The following is a 14,717-nucleotide window of genomic DNA, read 5'->3' on the forward strand; positions in this document are numbered from 1 at the left end:
CAGGAGCGAACCGATGAACTGATCTGACGACCTACAATCCCAACACGCCGAGGGCTACCGCCCTCGGCGTCCACCCCTGGTCAATTTTCAATGAGCAGAGATGGTCAGTTTTCAACGCGCGCCAACAGTCTTTCGGCGCCGGAGGGTCTTTAAAGAAGCTCATCGCAAATCCGAGCAGCACCTGCTTGTCATACGTGAAGCCACGGTCCTCACCCGTTTTGTAGCTGAGCATTGGGGTGAGTGAGGTTCCTGTCTGCATGACCAACTTGTATTCGCGAGCTACTTCCCAGCCACCACCGGAAGTCGGGTGCGATCCCGTCAACTTTGCCGACACCGAGAAGAGATGGCCAGGAGCCGGCCGACATCCCGAGCCAGGGCCACGTACGCGATCAAGGATTGCCTTCTCCAGAACGTGCGGTGCTTGGAGATACACGTTGAGGAAGCCTTCGGTAACCAGATACTCGTTGTCGATTCCCTCTGGCGCCGGGGCATCGGTTCCGCCGTTGTTGTCGACCTTGTTGTAGGCGACCGACACATACGGCGATTCGACAAAGAAGGTTCTGTCCTCAACCCGTGGTGTGTCGGGCTCGGCGGTGTAGAACTTCAGGCCGCCACCGTAGTACACCTGATTGGCGTCGTAGCTCTTTCCGCCTTGGTCGATGTTCCCATAGCGATAGCCCAGCTCGGGATAGAGGATTCCACCGAACGCCCAAGAGCGTTCCGACGTGTTGCAACGGGGATCGATCGGCGATTGGGTGAGGACACCTCCTTGAGAGATGCTGCAGTCAACACCGGTCGGCGGCGGTTTCGGCAGCTGGAAACCAGAGAGCTCCTGCAGCACAGATCCGCTCAGGTTCAGGTCGAGGTAATTGCGGGCATCCGATCCGCTCTTCCACGCGGAGTCGAGCTTCACCGTGCCGCCGAGGGTTCCAAAGCGACAGTGAGCCATCTTGTCTGATGTCGGCACACCGTCGGAACAGGACGCCTGAAATTTGTGGATGGTCTTGTCGTATTTTCCGTCCACGCCAACACGGATCTTGGTGTCCACCACGCCGGCCGACAGCGTCAGCGGCCCCACCTTACGGGAGTAAGAGGGTGCGTCGTCGTCCTCTCTGCTCGTGCCAGGATCTGCACTCAGGCAGACCAGAGGTGTAACGGCGAACAAAGTCGCCAGGACATATTGTTTCGTCATGGCCTCTTCCTAAGGGGTGTACTTGGAATAGATCAGCGAAAAGAGCGCGGCGCGGTGCTTGCACTTCACCATGTCGGCCTTGGCAATCGCGTTCCAGCTCAACCCGCAGGTGCCCTTTGTCGTGGCTGACGAAGCGAGGCACTTCGGTCCCCAATAGTTCGCCACGTCCTCCTTGTTCTGGAGCATGGGTTCCGGAGGCCAGACGATCACGTCGTAGATGTTCGACTTGTCGTTCTTGACGCCGTAGCCAATCGATCGCATGACTCCCAGGGTCGCCACGCCCTTCAGCTGCTCAATGTCCTTCTCAGTACAAGCCTGAGCCGGTTTTGCAGCTTTCTTCTGATCGGCATCGGATTTGGTATGGAGCTCCGATTTGGCCGCTTCCATCAACTTGCCTAGGCCACTCTGCTGAATGGCCTTGCTGGTGACGTACGCATCCAGCTTTGGGTCCTTCTTCTTCTTTACAGGCATGGTTCCACCTCCCAGTTGAGACGGGGAAAATCGGAATGGTGCTGCACCCCGTCATTTTGATAGTTATCCCAGGCTGATTATGCACAGTCTGGCGCCCAGCATGACCGTCCGCTGCTGGCACGTTGCCGCCCAACCCATCAAGAGTGGTGGCTGGCCGAGGTGCGAATAGTCGGTACGTTCGCGGTACATCCACCAAGTGCGATTACTTGCGCGAAACATCCCTAAGCTGCTGATTGGCAAGCAATTCAAGCTGCACTCAGCTGCAACTACAATCGCTTATATATCAATGACGTAGAGCTTCGCCGCGCGACTCATAATCCCTTGGTTGTCGGTTCAAGTCCGACAGGGCCCACCAATTCAATCCATCAAGTGGCTGCCTGCTCCCGCACGCTCGAGTGCGGCGTTCAGTTCCGCGAACCAGGGGTGCTCGGGTGCGCAGAGCTTGCTCAGGGTGTCGCGGGCCTTGTTGAGTTCCTGACGGGCCAAGGCGGACTGACCTTCGGCCAGGGCCAGCAGGCCGAGTACGCGGTGCAGTGACACGCTGTTGAGCGGCACGATGTCGACGGTGCGCAGGTCGGCGGGGTCGAGGGCATCCAGTGCCGCGCGCGCTTCCTGGGTCTTGCCTTGTTCGATCAGGGCGCGCATCAGTCCGATGGTGCTGACCACGATGCTGATGCGGTCGCGGGGGATGCCGCGTCGCAGGTCGCGCTGCAGGGCCTCGAAGCCCGCCAGTTGTTCGCGCGCGAGACCTTCCGCCTTGGCCCAGTCGCCTTGTCCGCCAGCGAGCGCGGCGCGCGCGCCAAGCAGGAACAGCAGGGTGCGATTGTCGCCGCCGGACTCGAACTGACCCTGGATGTTGGATAGCAGGCCGTTTGCCTCGCTCTCGGCGAGCGCCCAGCGCTTCTGCATCAGGTGCAGTTCCAGCAACTCCCAGCGCAGCTCGGTGACCGGTTCGGAGTCGTCGCGGGCGTTGCGGAAGATGGTTGCGCCAGCGGCTTCGAGCGCCTGCTCGGCTTGCGGTAGCTGGCCATAGAAGCGCAGGGCGCGGCCGAGGTAGTGCAGCTGCAGCGCGATCGCGCGTTCGGCGCCGCCAGCCAGCGCCGGCGTCCGCAGCAGCGACAGCGCCTCGCGGGAGGCAGCGATGGATTCCGGATAGCGATCAACGCTGATGTAGGCCCGCGACAGCAGGTGCTGGATCCGCGACTCCAGCAACGCTTGCCGGGGCCTCAGCGTTCTGGCGGCAGCCAGACTCTGGTCGAGAAGCCGGAAACAGTCGTCGAAATTGCCACGGTCAAAGTGGATGCCGCCGATGAACAGCGCCACTTCGAGGACGCGCGGATCGCTGGCGCCAACTTGCGCCTGCATGGTGGTGAGGACCTGCATCCACAGTGGCAGGTCCAGGCTGCGCGCGGCATCGGGCAGCTGCGCCAGCTGCGCGGCGACTTCGGGCAACTGCGTGGACCGACGGTCCAGCAGTCCGGGCAGCAGGCGCCAAGCCTGGCGGATCTGTGCGAAGGCCGAGTCGGTCTGGCCCAGCGAGTAATAGGCGGTGGCCAATGCGCGCCGGACCCGCGCCTCGGCGAGAGGGTTGGCGGCGAAGCGCGGGCCGACCCGCTGCTCGGCTGCGTCGATCAGCGCCTTCACCGTCAGCCGACGCACGTCCACCCGCGCTGGGTTGGCGGCGGCGAGCAGATCGTCGGCCAGAAAGGCGCTGACCGCCTCGGCGGTGTCGGCCGCCTCCAGCGCCTGCTGCTGCGCGAGACCGGCACGGCGGTACAGCGTCAGACCCGCCAGCAGGCCGATGCCAAGGGCGACGATGGCCAGCCACTGCCAGCGTCGGCGGCTGCGCAGCTGCTGGTTGTCGGCGCGCAGCTTCTCGGCGGCCTCGCGCTGGCTTTGCTCCAGGGCCTGCTGTGCCGCCCGCCGCGCCCGCTGCTCGCGGCGGCTGTCCAGCGATCGCAGCCGGCGCGCCAGTTCTTCGGCGTCGCCCAGCCGGTGCTGCGGATTGCCGTCGGCGGCCAGGGCGATATCCTCGCGCAGCAAGGGGTCGGCGATGTCGCGCTCCCAACCCGGCGACAGCGGTTTCTTGAAGTCGCCGACCGCCAGCTGATAGAGCAGAACCCCGAGGGCGTAGTTGTCGCTGCGTACCGTGTGCGGCTGTCCTGCCAGTACCTCCGGGGCGAAGTAGAGCGGCGTGCCGCTGTCGCTGTCGACCACGGCTTGAGTCGGTGAGCAGCACGCGAGGGTGTTCGGCATCGCCGCTCAGCAGGACATTGCCGGGCTTGAGGTCCTTGTGCAGCACGCCGGCGCCGTGGGCGGCGCTCACCGCTTCGGCGATCTGTGCCGCCAGCTCAAGGCGCTCGGCGGTGGCGACGGTCGCCAGGCCGCCTCGGGCACTGGCCCAGTCCGCCAGGGAGCCAAGCGGCAGGTAGGCCAGCTCGATGAAGAACGGCGACTCCTGCAGATTCCAGTCCAGCACCGGGACGACAGCGGCCTGCTCACCGAGGGTGCTGCGCAGCAGACGGTTGAGGGTGATCTCGCGTTTCAGGCTGGTGAATGCGGCGGCGTCCAGCGCGAACTTGAAGACGCGCTCCTCGCCGCTGTCCTGCTGGCGTCCTTGCCAGACCTCGCCACGACCGCCGCTACCCAGGTGGCGCAGCAGCCGCCAGCTGGGTCGCAGCGGCGGGTGGCTGCCGACCCGCAGGCCGAGGTTGGCGGCCGGCGGTGGTGCCGCGCCGAGCTGCTCGACCCGGACTTCCGCCACCAGCCGGTAGCCGTAGCCGTGCACGGTCTTGACGGTTTCGGAGGCGTTTCCGCCCAGCACCTCGCGCAGGCGGCTCACCGCTTTCGCCAGTACCGTGTCGCTGAGGATGCGGCCGGGCCAGATGGCGTCGAGCACCTCGTCCTTGGTGACCACCTCGCCGGCGTGGCGCAGCAGATAGCGCAGCACCTCCAGGGGTTTGCGCTCCAGATCGACTGCGTTCCCGCGCACCCGCAGCTGCAGGCTGGACTCGTCCAATACGCAGTCACTGAAGTGCCAGCGCAGCGCGCCGAGGTGATCGCCCCTATCCATGGTTCCAGTGTCGGTAGCGGTCTCCTCGACCGCAAGCGTCGGTGTGTCGATCCCGGCCGGCGTCAGGCCTGTCTGCGGTTTCGAGCAGGTTTTTGTTGGGGTCGGAGGCAGTGCCGGTTGTTCTCTGCGGGATTGCGATAGTACATTTGACGAGTGGTAGTCCTGAGCCAGCAAGCGGTGTACGCCGCCGTCGTCACTTCGGTCCCGGCCCGGTTGCGAACTGGACGGGGTGTCAACTCAATCCGATGGTCCGCGTTGAGCCGCCTGCATTGTCCGTAGGGACCGCAGAGGTTTCCGGGGTCTCCCATCAACCGATCAGGACAGGCGTCCGCCAGGATGCCGGCAGTACATGACAGCTAACGATCAGAGCGAGCGCGGCAATGGCCTGGCCGCACCGGGGCAGGATGCGCCCGGGGCAGGCGTCGGCGGCGTCTTGTTCGGTCCCGGAGCGGCCGGAGCCGATGCCGGAAGCACCGAGTCTCTGGTGGCCGAGCGGCTGTCCTATCTTCTGCAGGAGGCCGGGCTGGGCCTCTGGGAGTGGAACATGGCGGACGGCCGCCTGGCGATCTCCCCACAGTGCCGGCAGATCCTCGAACTGGCGCCGGGTGAAGACCATGACGACAGCGCCGAGCACTGGCGTCAGCGCATCCATCCGGACGATTTCCCGACGCTGAGCGCGGCGTTTTCCGCCGCCGCCAGCCTGGAGCGGCCGGGGTTTGATGCCAAGTTCCGGGTGCGCTCGCGGGCCGGCGACTACCGCTGGATGCGCACCACCGTGCGGGCCCTCACCCGCCTGGCGTCGAATGCCGAGACCAAGGTGATCGGCACCTTGCGCGACGTGCATGCACAGGAAATCGAGAGCCAGCAGACCCGGCTGAGCCTGGAGCGCGAACAGACCGTGTTCCGCACCCTCACCACCGGCCTGGCGATGGTCAGCCCGGAAGGGCAGTGGCTGGCGGCCAACGAGGCGCTGTGCCGGATGCTCGGCTATGGCGAAGCGGAGTTGACCACGCAAAGCTTCCAGGCCATCACCCATCCGGAAGACTTGGCCGCCGATCTGCAGTTGCTGCAGCGCACCCTGGCTGGCGAGTTGCAGGGCTACCAGATCGAGAAGCGCTACGTGCGCCGCGACGGCACCATCCTGCCCGCGCACCTCAGCACCGGCCTGGTGCGCGACGCCGAGGGGCGGCCGGCGCATTTCATTTCCGCGATCACCGACCTCAGTGAGCAGAAGGCGGCCGAGCGCTACCTGCGTCTGCAACGCGACGAGACCAAGGCCACCCTCGATACGGTGCGCGACTGCGTGGTGAAGACCAACTGCCAGGGCTACATCCAGGTCTGCAACGCGGCCTTCCTGCGCCTGGTCGGCGCCGATGCCGAGTCGATGCTGCAAGGCAGCGGTATTGGCCACTGGCTGCGCTTGCGGGTGCCGGAGGCCGAGGTCGCCGCCGAGACGGCGGACGCCGATGGCGAAGTGTTCGGGCAGTTGCTGTCGCTGGCCGATAGCCCCTCCGGCAAGATCTTCGATGTCCATTCACGCGGCGGCGCAGTGTCCCGGATGGCGGTGACTGTCAGCCGTCTGCCGCAGCTGCTGGAGGCGCAGCACGACGCCTACGTGATCGCCTTTGCCGACCTCAGCGAGGAGTTGCGCCTGCGCCACGCCATCGAAAAGGTGGCGGCCACCGATCTGCTGATCGACATGCCCAACCGCATCGCGGTCGAGCAGGAGATCCGCCGTCGCCACGAGCGCATCTGTCGCGGCGACAGCCCGGAGGCGCTGGTGATCACCTTCGACATCGACGAGATGCGGGTGCTCAACGACCGCCTCGGCCACGCCGCCGGCGACCGCGTGCTGCGCGCCCTGGCCGACAGTCTCCAGGCGCTGCTGCCGGTCGGTGGCTACTGCGGCCGCTGGGTCTCCGACCAGTTCGTGCTGATCTGCGAGCCGCAGTCGCGCCAGGAACTGGCGGCGTTCTACGCGCGCCTGCACCAGCGCTTCCAGGCGCATCCCAGCATCCTCGCGCTGCCGCTCCAGCCGATCTCGTTCAGCGCCGGCGTGGCAGTGATCGACGCCCGGCCTTGTGAGGCGCGCAGCTTCGTGCTGGAGGCCGAGTACGCCGCCCGCGAGGCCAAGCGCGAGGGTGGCAACGCCCTGCGGCTGTACCAGGAGGTACGCAACGCGGTCGACGAGCGCCGGCAGGCCAAGAATCTGCGTTCGGAATTGCAGGGCCTGATCTCCGAGGGCCGCATCCTGCTCTACGGGCAGAACATCTACGACGGTCAGCGCCAGATCCTCGGCCAGGAAGTGCTGGCGCGGATCCGCAACCACGAGGGCGTCAGCAGCGCCGGGCCGCTGATCGAGGCCGCCGAGCGCGCCGGTTACTCCTCGCTGGTGGACCGCCATGTCTTCGAGCAGCTCAGCGGCCTGCTCGGCCAGCGCAACCCGGCCCGGACCGAGACCTACAGCCTCAATCTCAGCGCCCGTGCCTTCGACGACGCCATCCTCACCAGCCAGATCCTGCGCTGGCTGGAAGAGCACCCGCTGCACGCGCGGCGCCTGCAGATCGAGATCACCGAAACCACCGCGATCGCCGATCTGGAAGTCGCGGCGATGTTCATCGGCCGCCTGCGCGCGCTCGGGGTGATGACCCTGGTGGACGACTTCGGCTGCGGCTTTGCCTCGTTCAGCCACCTCAAGCATCTGCCGGTGGCCGGCATCAAGATCGACCGCAGCTACGTCCACGACATCCATCAGGACCAGGTCAATCGCGCCATCGTCAAGAACATCAGCCAGACCGCCCGCGACCTCGGGCTGGTGATCGTTGCTGAAGGCGTGGAGCAGGAGCCGGAGTTCGAAGTACTGGCCGGCCTGGGCGTGCAGCGCTTCCAGGGCTGGCTGCTGCACCGCGCCGAGCCGCTGGCCTGAGTCGCCGACCGACCGGCGTGCAACAAAAAGCCCGGCAGTGCCGGGCTTTTTGTTGCCTCCGGGTACCGGGCTAGTAACCGCGGGCGATGGTCAGGCCCTTGAGCAGGTTCAGCGCCTCGTAGAGCTGATAGTCGTTCTCGGCCAGGCTCTGTTCGTCGGCGGCGATCTTGTCGGCGGTAGCCTTGGCGTCGGCCTTCTTGGCGGCATCGGCCTTGGCGGCGTCGGTGTTGTCGAGGCGGCCCTTGAGGTCGGCTTCCTTCTCGCGGATGCCCTCGAAAGGATCGCCATCGGCCTTGCTGATCTTCACCGGCTGGAAGCTGATGTCCGGCTCGATGCCTTCGGCCTGGATCGAGCGGCCGGAGGGCGTGTAGTAGCGGGCGGTGGTGATCTTGATGGCGCTGTCGTTGGCCAGCGGCAGGATGGTCTGCACCGAGCCCTTGCCGAAGGTCTTGCTGCCGACGATCACCGCGCGGCGGGTATCCTGCAAGGCGCCGGCGACGATCTCGGCCGCCGAGGCGGAGCCGCCGTTGACCAGCACCACCAGCGGCCGGCCTGAAAGCTCGTCACCCGGAGTGGCGTTGAACACGCGGTTGGAGTCGGGGTCGCGGCCCTTGATGCTGACCACCTGACCCTTGTCGATGAAGGCGTCGGAAACATCCACCGCCGCGTTGAGCACCCCGCCCGGGTTGTTGCGCAAGTCCAGCACCAGACCGCGCAGGTCGCCGTCCTTCTTGATCTTCTTCAGCTCTTCCAGCACCAGCTTGCCGGTGGTGGCGGTGAACTGGCTGACCCGCAGATAGCCGTAGCCCGGCTCCAGCAATTTGCCGCGCGCGGAGGCGACATTGATGGTGTCGCGCTTCATGTCGAACACCAGCGGCTTGTCGGCGGACTGCCGCAGCACGGTCAGGCTGACCTTGCTGCCGGGGTCGCCGCGCATCTTGTCCACCGCTTCCTTCAGCGACAGGCCGCGCACGGTGTCCTCGTTGATCTTGACGATGAAGTCGCCGGACTGGATGCCGGCCTTCGCGGCCGGGGTGTCGTCGATCGGGCTGACCACGAACACCAGGCCGTCCTTCATCTGCACTTCGATGCCCAGGCCACCGAACTTGCCGGTGGTGGTGGTGTTCATGTCCTTGAATTCGTCCTTGTCCAGGTAGGACGAATGCGGATCAAGGCCGGCGAGCATGCCGCGCACCGCGTTCTCCAGCAGCTTGTCGTCGCTGACCGGCTCGACGTAGTCGCTCTTCACCCGGTTGAGGATTTCCACGAAGGCCTGCAGGTCCTTCAGGGGCAGCGTGTCGCTGCTCGGAGCCTGCTTCTCGGCAAACACGCCGTGGGTCAGGGTGATGCCGACGCCGAGGACCGCACCGGTGGCCAGGGCGAGGGTGAGACGGACTCTGGAAGACATGGAAATCAATGGGTAATGAGGGCGGATACCGAGGGCTTGGACAATACCACAGCGGTTTCGTGCGACCGCCGGCGCTGGTGGACGGCCGGCATGAGCGCCGCGCTGGCTGGCGGCGTCGGCGGGCGGCTCAGGGCGCCAGCCAGAGCCTGGGATCAAGCGGCTCGGTGCCCTTGCGTACCTCGAAGTACAGGCCGGTGCGGTCGTGGCCGCCGGAATCGCCGACGCTGCCGAGATTGGTGCCGGCCGAAACACTGTCTCCGGCCTTCACCGCCGTGCCGTCGAGATGGCCGTAAAGGGTGAAATGGCCGTCCTCGTGTTCGAGGATCACGATCAGGCCGTAGCGGTGCATGTAGCCGACGTAGGCGACCCGGCCACGTGCCGAGGCGGCCACCGGCGTGCCACGGTCGGCGGCGATCCACAGCCCCTTCCAGCTGAGCTTGCCGCCCACCTTCGGATCGCCGTAGTTGGCGAGCAGCGGGCCGCGCACCGGCCAGCCCATGCGGCCGCGCGCCTGGCCGAACGGCCGGGCCGGCTGACCATCACGGTCGATGGTCTTGGGCGTGGTCACCGGCGCGTCGGCGAGCACGTCGCGGACGGTGGTGAGCAGCTTCACCAGCTCCTGCTCGCTGCGCTGCAGGCGCTTGAGCTGGTCTTCCTCGTCGCCGATGCGCTCCTTGAGCCGCGCCAGCAGTTGTTCGCGCTCGCGCTTCAGGCGCAACTCTTCCTGTAGCGCGACTTCGTGCTGGGCCTTGGTTTCGGCCATGCGCGCCGCTTCACTGCGGATGCGCGCCTCCGCCTCGTCCAGGGTCTTGAGATCGGCCTGGATGCCGCGCACCCGGTCGGCGCGGGCGCGACCCAGGTAGTCGTGGTAGGTGAGCAGCCGGCCCACCGGCACCGCGCTGTCCTGCGAGAGCAGCAGCTTGAGCTGGTCGCGCTGGCCGCTGACGAAGGCGGCGCGCAGCTGCTGGGCCAGGGCCTCGCGTTCCTTGCCCAGCCGCTGTCGGGCGAGGTCGCGGTCGGTCTGTGCCCGGGTCAGCTCGGCCTGGCGGGCCGCGAGTTCCTCGGTCAGCTTGTTCAGGGTCGCCTGGCTGGCGGCCAGACTTTTTTCGGCGGCTTCGATCTGGTCGTCGAGGGCGTCGCGCTGGCCGCGATCCTTGTCCAGCGAGCGGCCCAGCGCTTCGATACGGCTGCGCACCCGGTCCAGCTCCTTCTGGCTGGCGGCCTTGGCCCCGGTTTTGCTGTCCGCAGCCAAGGCCGGGACGGCCGTCGACAGGGTGAGTCCGGCGGTAAGCAGCAGGGCAAGCGGAGCGCGCAAGGTGGAAGGCGCCTTTCGAGGCGGTATCAGCAGTGAGATAATCCAATCTAACTCAATTCCCGATGGATTCGATGCAAGAGCTCCTGCAGTTCGCCACCGCCCACCCGCTGCTGATCGCCGCGCTGGGCGCCGCCGTGCTGGCGATCATCGCCAACGAAGTCCATGGCTCGCTGACCGGCGGCAAGAAGCTGCCGCCCGCCGAGGCGGTGCGCCTGATCAATGATCGCGACGCCCGGGTGGTCGACGTGCGTCCGGTGGCCGACTTCAAGAAGGGCCATCTGCTGGGCGCGGTCAACATCCCGCACGACAAGCTCAAGGCCCGGCTCACCGAGCTGGAAAAGGACAAGTCCAAGCCGCTGATCGTCTACTGCGCCCTGGGCGGCACCGCCCGGGAGTCGGCGCTGCTGCTCAAGCAGGCTGGTTTTGCCGAGGTCTATCCGCTGGCCGGTGGCCTCAATGCCTGGGTCGGCGCCAGCCTGCCGGTGACGGCCAAATAGCCATGAAGCCGGTCCGGATGTACACCACCGGCTACTGCCCCTACTGCACGCAGGCCAAGCGCTTGCTGGCCAGCAAGGGGGTGACGCCGGAGGAAGTGCCGGTGGACCGCGATCCCGCCATCCGGCAGGAAATGATGGAGCGCACCGGTCGCCGCACCGTGCCGCAGATCTATGTGGGCGATACCCACGTCGGCGGCTTCGACGATCTGGCCGCGCTGGAACGCGCCGGCCGCCTGGACCCGCTGCTGAAAGACTAGCTTCCGGTCCAGACGCTAGACTGTGGCCCCTAGAAGCGCGCCGCACCAGCGGCGCGCTGTTCGTTTTTCTCACTCCCGAAGCCCCATGACCGATACCGCCGCCCCCCAGACCGCGCCCGCCACCGGACCGCAGGTACTGTTGCAGAAGATCTACCTCAAGGACGCCTCCATCGAGATTCCGCAGGCGCCGGCGATCTTCACCCGCACCGAGCAGCCGGCGATCGACATCGCGCTCAACACCAACGCCCAGAACGTCGGCGAGGACAACTTCCAGGTGACCCTGTCGGTGACCGTCACCGCCAAGCTGCCGACCGGGGAGACCGCGTTCCTGATCGAGGCGCACCAGGCCGGCATCTTCACCATCCGTGGCTTCGACAACCCGGCCGATGTCGAAGGCGTGCTGGGCGTGTTCTGCCCCAACACCATCTTCCCCTTCGCCCGCGAGAGCGTCGCCGACCTGATGCAGCGCGCCGGGTTCTCGCCGGTGCTGCTGCAGCCGGTGAACTTCGAGGCGCTGTTCATCGAGCACCGCAACCGTCGCGCCGCCGCTGCCGCAGCGCCGGCCGCCGTCGCCCACTAAGGCTCAAGCCCCGATGCAGGCGCGGCTGGCGGTGCTCGGCGCCGGTTCGTTCGGAACCGCGCTGGCCATCCATCTCGCCCGCCGTGGCCACCCGACTCTGCTCTGGGGGCGCAGCCACGGCAGCATGGCGGTGATGGAGTCGGCGCGCGAAAACGCCGACTACCTGCCCGGTCTGCCGTTCCCGGCCAAGCTGCGGGCGCTGTCCGACCTGCCTTACACGGTGGCGGAATCCGAAGACCTGCTGATCGCCACCCCCAGCAGCGCCCTGGCCAGCACCGTGCGGGCGGTGGCGCCGCTGCTGCGGCCGGGGCAGGGCATCGTCTGCGCCTGCAAGGGTCTGGAGCCGGGCAGCGCGCGCATGGCCCACGAGGTGATCGCCGAAGGCCTGCCCGACAGCCATCCGGTGGCGATCCTGTCCGGCCCTACCTTTGCCAAGGAGCTGGCCATGGGCCTGCCGACGGCGGTGGTGATCGCCTCCAGCGACAAGGCCTATGCCGAGAAGATCGCCCACGAATTCCACGGCGACGGCTTCCGTGCCTATCCCTCCGACGACGTGATCGGCGTCGAGATCGGCGGTGCTGCCAAGAACGTCATGGCCATCGGCGTCGGCATCGCCGACGGTCTGGGCCTGGGCGCCAACACCCGCGCGGGCTTCATCGCCCGCAGCCTGAGCGAGCTGATGCGCTTAGGCGTCGCCGCCGGCGCCAAGCCGGAGACCTTCATGGGCCTCGCCGGTCTCGGTGATCTGGTGCTGACCTGCACCGACAACCAGTCGCGCAACCGCCGCTTCGGCCTGCTGCTGGCCGAGGGCAAGACCCCGGCGGAGGCCGCCGCCACCATCGGCCAGGTGGTCGAGGGCGCCAAGGCCGCCGCCGAAGTCCTGCGACTGGCCGACCGCCTCGGTGTCGACACCCCGATCACCCGCGAGATCGCCAAGGTGATCTCCGGCGAGATCAAGCCGGTGGAAGCGGTTTCCACCCTCGCACAGCGGCCGCTGCGTTCCGAGCAGCACTGATCGACCGCCATCGCCATCGCCGCTAAGCTGCGGCGGCGCGGTCACGGGGAAGTGGCCGCCGAAGAGCACATCATTCCAACCGATTCGAGGGAGAACCCGATGAAACACTGGCTAGGTTTGTCCGTGGTGAGCGCGCTGAGCCTGCAGCTGCTGGCCTGCGGTGGCGGCGGCGATTTGCAGGGAGCGCCAGATGCCTCCGCGCCCGCGGATTTGAAGTCCGCCGACGAAGTGGCGGCGGTGGTGGTGGTCGCTGGCAGCCTGCCCGGGCTGACCAGCGCCGACACCGGCGGCACCGCAACCACCAGCGGCGGCTCCACTTTGCTCGCCAGCGCCAAGACCCTGAACGCCAGCCGGCAGGCCGCCAGCGCCGCCAAGGCCGCACAGCCCAAGGGCACCAGCACGAGCGCCTGCAATGGTGGCGGCAGCGCCAGCTTCACCACCGATGATTCCACCCTGTACGCCAAAGACGGCGTCACCACCGCCAACCAGTGCGTGGACATCCTGCGCAACAACGCCAACCAGGAAATGGCGCGCAGCACCCTCAACGGCCGTCTGGCGGAGAAGTGCATCGACAACGCCCAGACCAGCAGCAATTGCGCCAGCTATCAGGGCAGCGTCGGCCAGGGCAGCACGCCGTTCAGCGTCGCCTACAAGGAGGCCGGCGCGGGCGGTGAAGACAGTAGCAGCAGCGGCCTGTTCAGCTACCGCAGCAGCAGCACCGCCAACGGCAGCAGCGAAACCCTGCTGGGCACGCTCAGCGTGGTCGACAACCGCGTGCAGCAGACCGCCAGCTTGCTGTTCGACCAGCTCAGCCAGCAGAGCAGCCTGTCCGCCGGTGTCGAGAGCCTGCGGGTCGATGGCGGCCTGGGCTTTGCCAGCAACACCCGCCGCTGCTTCAGCGGCAAGCTGCGCCTGCAGACTCTGGCTCCGATCACCCTGGACTCCAATGGCAACAGCACCAGTGGCCGCCTCGCCGTCACCGACGGCAGCAATGCCCGCTACGAGGTGGAGTTTCTCAGTGCCGGCGCGATCTCGGTCAACTACCAGGGCCAGCTGACCACCTACACCGCCAGCCAGCTCGCCAGCTTCTGCCAGTAGCTCCTTGGCTCAGGTGCCGCCGGCAAAGCCCTGCTGCCGCCAGGCCTCGTAGACCGCCACCGCCGCCGCATTGGCGAGATTGAGTGAGCGCGAGCCGGGCAGCATCGGCAGCCGCAGGCATTGCTCGGCGGGAAGACCGTCGAGCACCGCCTGCGGCAGGCCCCGGGTCTCGCTGCCGAACAGCAGGGCGTCGCCGTCGGCGAATTGGGCCTCGCTGTAGAGGCGCTCGGCGCGGGTGCTGAAGGCCCAGATGCGCGCCTCCGGCAGGGCGGCGCGGAAGGCGGCGTAGTCGGCGTGCTCCTGTACCCGCGCCCACTCGTGGTAATCGAGTCCGGCGCGCTGCAGATCCTTGTCGCGCAGGTAGAAGCCGAGCGGATGGATCAGGTGCAGCGCCACGCCGGTGTTGGCGGCGAGCCGGATGAGGTTGCCGGTGTTGGGCGGAATTTCCGGCTGGTGCAGGACGAGATGGATCATGCCGCCATTGTCGCCGCTGAATTGACAGCGCCATAGGCCGTTACTAGCCTGCCGGCACAGATCGCCCTGTGTTCGGAGTGCCCATGAACAAGCTCGCCCCGCTGCTGCTCGCCGCCCTGCTCGCCGGCACCGCTCAGGCTTCCGACAGTAGCCTGAGCCAGGTCGACGAGACGCCCTCGGCCGGCGCCATGGCCTTCGATCTGCTGCTGGTACGGCCGCTGGGCCTGGTGACCACGGTGCTGGGCACCGGCATCTTCATCCTGCAACTGCCGTTCGACTTCAGCAACGAGAACAGCAAGAGCAAGGCCTTTGACACCCTGGTGGTCGAGCCGGCCCGCTATACCTTCGTGCGCGAGCTGGGCAGCACCGAGTGAGGCTGCCAGCTTCAGTCCGGTTCGAAGGTCGCGCCGC

At 66.9% G+C, this 14,717-nt stretch carries 13 protein-coding genes and 1 pseudogene; 7 read left to right on the top strand and 7 right to left on the bottom strand.

The window, feature by feature from the left end; genetic code table 11:
* Window positions 1-31: 31 nt before the first annotated feature.
* The 4 genes and pseudogenes from ED208_RS14490 to ED208_RS17825 form a co-directional block, all read right to left on the bottom strand.
* Complete coding sequence (locus ED208_RS14490) at window positions 32-1,192, bottom strand: hypothetical protein (protein ID WP_123212643.1); 1,161 nt, start codon at window positions 1,190-1,192, stop codon at window positions 32-34.
* 9 nt (window positions 1,193-1,201) lie between these two features.
* Window positions 1,202-1,663 carry a hypothetical protein gene (locus tag ED208_RS14495; RefSeq protein WP_123212644.1) on the bottom strand — a complete coding sequence of 154 codons (462 nt, stop codon included), beginning with the start codon at window positions 1,661-1,663 and terminating at the stop codon, window positions 1,202-1,204.
* A 357-nt stretch (window positions 1,664-2,020) separates the two neighbouring features.
* Window positions 2,021-3,880, bottom strand: a complete 1,860-nt coding sequence (locus tag ED208_RS14500; RefSeq protein ID WP_158608573.1) for a tetratricopeptide repeat-containing protein kinase family protein — start codon at window positions 3,878-3,880, stop codon at window positions 2,021-2,023.
* Between the two features lie 67 nt (window positions 3,881-3,947).
* Window positions 3,948-4,736: pseudogene (locus tag ED208_RS17825) on the bottom strand (winged helix-turn-helix domain-containing protein); the annotation flags it as partial.
* Window positions 4,737-5,085: 349 nt separating this feature from the next.
* Between ED208_RS17825 and ED208_RS14510 the strand changes: the two are divergent.
* Window positions 5,086-7,662 (top strand): sensor domain-containing protein, encoded by a 2,577-nt coding sequence (locus tag ED208_RS14510; protein WP_123212646.1) that lies wholly within the window; start codon window positions 5,086-5,088, stop codon window positions 7,660-7,662.
* Window positions 7,663-7,732: 70 nt separating this feature from the next.
* Here the strand turns inward: ED208_RS14510 and ED208_RS14515 are convergent, their stop codons facing one another.
* The gene (locus ED208_RS14515; RefSeq protein ID WP_123212647.1) at window positions 7,733-9,070 is read right to left on the bottom strand and encodes a S41 family peptidase; all 1,338 of its coding nucleotides are present in this window, start codon (window positions 9,068-9,070) and stop codon (window positions 7,733-7,735) included.
* 127 nt (window positions 9,071-9,197) lie between these two features.
* Window positions 9,198-10,385: a murein hydrolase activator EnvC family protein gene (locus tag ED208_RS14520; RefSeq protein ID WP_123212648.1), complete on the bottom strand. Its 1,188-nt coding sequence runs from the start codon at window positions 10,383-10,385 to the stop codon at window positions 9,198-9,200.
* A 71-nt stretch (window positions 10,386-10,456) separates the two neighbouring features.
* Here ED208_RS14520 and ED208_RS14525 point away from each other — a divergent pair, with 71 nt between their 5' ends.
* The 5 genes from ED208_RS14525 (at window position 10,457) to ED208_RS14545 (ending at window position 13,832) form a co-directional block, all read left to right on the top strand.
* On the top strand, window positions 10,457-10,882 hold the full coding sequence (locus ED208_RS14525; RefSeq protein WP_123212788.1) for a rhodanese-like domain-containing protein: 426 nt from the start codon (window positions 10,457-10,459) through the stop codon (window positions 10,880-10,882).
* A gap of 2 nt (window positions 10,883-10,884) precedes the next feature.
* Window positions 10,885-11,139: a glutaredoxin 3 gene (gene grxC, locus ED208_RS14530; protein WP_123212649.1), complete on the top strand. Its 255-nt coding sequence runs from the start codon at window positions 10,885-10,887 to the stop codon at window positions 11,137-11,139.
* 85 nt (window positions 11,140-11,224) lie between these two features.
* Complete coding sequence (gene secB, locus ED208_RS14535; protein WP_123212650.1) at window positions 11,225-11,719, top strand: protein-export chaperone SecB; 495 nt, start codon at window positions 11,225-11,227, stop codon at window positions 11,717-11,719.
* A 13-nt stretch (window positions 11,720-11,732) separates the two neighbouring features.
* Window positions 11,733-12,734, top strand: a complete 1,002-nt coding sequence (locus ED208_RS14540) for an NAD(P)H-dependent glycerol-3-phosphate dehydrogenase (RefSeq protein WP_123212651.1) — start codon at window positions 11,733-11,735, stop codon at window positions 12,732-12,734.
* 99 nt (window positions 12,735-12,833) lie between these two features.
* Window positions 12,834-13,832, top strand: a complete 999-nt coding sequence (locus ED208_RS14545; protein WP_123212652.1) for a hypothetical protein — start codon at window positions 12,834-12,836, stop codon at window positions 13,830-13,832.
* Between the two features lie 9 nt (window positions 13,833-13,841).
* Here ED208_RS14545 and ED208_RS14550 read toward each other — a convergent pair whose 3' ends face one another.
* Entirely contained in the window at window positions 13,842-14,306 is a 465-nt protein-coding gene (locus ED208_RS14550; RefSeq protein WP_123212653.1) for a tRNA (cytidine(34)-2'-O)-methyltransferase, read from the bottom strand.
* 83 nt (window positions 14,307-14,389) lie between these two features.
* Between ED208_RS14550 and ED208_RS14555 the strand changes: the two genes are divergently transcribed.
* Window positions 14,390-14,680, top strand: a complete 291-nt coding sequence (locus ED208_RS14555) for a hypothetical protein (RefSeq protein ID WP_123212654.1) — start codon at window positions 14,390-14,392, stop codon at window positions 14,678-14,680.
* Window positions 14,681-14,717: the final 37 nt, after the last annotated feature.

It is taken from the genome of Stagnimonas aquatica (assembly GCF_003730135.1).
GTDB classification, from domain to species: Bacteria; Pseudomonadota; Gammaproteobacteria; order Nevskiales; family Nevskiaceae; genus Stagnimonas; species Stagnimonas aquatica.

Bases quoted from the DNA above. Each gene is read 5' to 3' on its own strand.
- ED208_RS14490 (WP_123212643.1), bottom strand. From the start codon at position 1,192: ATGACGAAACAATATGTCCTGGCGACTTTGTTCGCCGTTACACCTCTG.
- ED208_RS14495 (WP_123212644.1), bottom strand. From the start codon at position 1,663: ATGCCTGTAAAGAAGAAGAAGGACCCAAAGCTGGATGCGTACGTCACC.
- ED208_RS14510 (WP_123212646.1), top strand. From the start codon at position 5,086: ATGACAGCTAACGATCAGAGCGAGCGCGGCAATGGCCTGGCCGCACCG.
- ED208_RS14515 (WP_123212647.1), bottom strand. From the start codon at position 9,070: ATGTCTTCCAGAGTCCGTCTCACCCTCGCCCTGGCCACCGGTGCGGTC.
- ED208_RS14525 (WP_123212788.1), top strand. From the start codon at position 10,457: ATGCAAGAGCTCCTGCAGTTCGCCACCGCCCACCCGCTGCTGATCGCC.
- grxC (WP_123212649.1), top strand. From the start codon at position 10,885: ATGAAGCCGGTCCGGATGTACACCACCGGCTACTGCCCCTACTGCACG.
- secB (WP_123212650.1), top strand. From the start codon at position 11,225: ATGACCGATACCGCCGCCCCCCAGACCGCGCCCGCCACCGGACCGCAG.
- ED208_RS14540 (WP_123212651.1), top strand. From the start codon at position 11,733: ATGCAGGCGCGGCTGGCGGTGCTCGGCGCCGGTTCGTTCGGAACCGCG.
- ED208_RS14545 (WP_123212652.1), top strand. From the start codon at position 12,834: ATGAAACACTGGCTAGGTTTGTCCGTGGTGAGCGCGCTGAGCCTGCAG.
- ED208_RS14550 (WP_123212653.1), bottom strand. From the start codon at position 14,306: ATGATCCATCTCGTCCTGCACCAGCCGGAAATTCCGCCCAACACCGGC.
- ED208_RS14555 (WP_123212654.1), top strand. From the start codon at position 14,390: ATGAACAAGCTCGCCCCGCTGCTGCTCGCCGCCCTGCTCGCCGGCACC.